This is a genomic window from Mesonia aestuariivivens (genome assembly GCF_019311235.1).
In the GTDB taxonomy this organism is placed as follows: domain Bacteria; phylum Bacteroidota; class Bacteroidia; order Flavobacteriales; family Flavobacteriaceae; genus Mesonia; species Mesonia aestuariivivens.
The window spans coordinates 1-1,005 of sequence record NZ_JAHWDF010000058.1; the positions used below are offsets into that span (position 1 = coordinate 1).

2 protein-coding genes are annotated in these 1,005 nt (G+C 32.7%); one reads left to right on the top strand and one right to left on the bottom strand.

Annotation, left to right across the window (positions count from 1 at the left end; all coding sequences use genetic code 11):
- Positions 1-125: 125 nt before the first annotated feature.
- Positions 126-635 carry a hypothetical protein gene (locus KW502_RS15255; protein ID WP_219041407.1) on the bottom strand — a complete coding sequence of 170 codons (510 nt, stop codon included), beginning with the start codon at positions 633-635 and terminating at the stop codon, positions 126-128.
- A 176-nt stretch (positions 636-811) separates the two neighbouring features.
- Between KW502_RS15255 and KW502_RS15260 the strand changes: the two genes are divergently transcribed.
- A partial coding sequence (locus KW502_RS15260) for a transposase (protein ID WP_500793363.1) occupies positions 812-1,005 on the top strand: 194 nt, incomplete at its 3' end.

Sequence of the window (1,005 nt, forward strand, 5' to 3'; positions counted from 1 at the left end):
AAGTCCATTTTAAAGAGACTATATTCTGCTAATTTACAAACGATATAAAACTAGAAAACCGCTCTAAAGCGGTTTAAATGAATACGTTTTTTTTTAATTATGGGGTTGTGCAACGGTTACCATTGTTAGCAAATGTTTTTATTAATAGGTTCAATAATTATTTCTTTCATTCCGTTTAAGATTTTCCGTTTTTTCAATTCGGTCGTAATCCAGAAATATGGAAAGATAAATATTGATAAACATCCAAATCCTGTATTGTAACTAAATCTTTTACCTTTAAAATCTTTGTTCCAATAAACATATGATTTATAATGTTTGTTTGCTATATAAAAATCTTGACTTGACCAACCAGTTTGCATAGCAGGTTTCAGAAAATCATCCAACTTATTCTTTTCAGTTTCCGAAAATTCCGATTCCCAAAATTCACCAGACCAACCTTTTGTTTTTGGATTATAAAATTGAACATCTCCTATTTTATTCCAATCGTATTCAGGATAAATAAAGTCAAATATTGTTCCTGTAACTTTATGCGTAATTCGGTAAATTCCGTTGTTCAAGTCGGTCGTTCCATCCACAAATTCAAAGTCCGATTTGGGCTGAAATTTTTGGTCAATATATTCTTTCCAATTTGTCAATTCAAATATTTGCTAACGTGTTTGGCTATGAGTAGTTGCGTGGTTTAGCACTTAACTTTACAAGTACAAACCAAACTGAAAATCCGCAAGGATTTTCAGAAGTAGGCGAAAACAAGCAATTACGTATAGCCGTTGTGCTTGTTGCACAATTTACTAAAAAAGATTAATTTCATGGTATGCAAGGCAAAAAAGTATATCAAGAGCAGTTATTCAACAGTTTTCGGTTGAGTGACCGCGTACCGTCCACAAATTTCTACCGCCGATTGAAAGAAGCCTTAAACTTAGATTTTCTCTATGATCTTACTCGAGGTTTTTACGGCAGCAGTGGTCAAAAGAGTATAGATCCTGTTGTGTTTTTTAAACTCTGTCT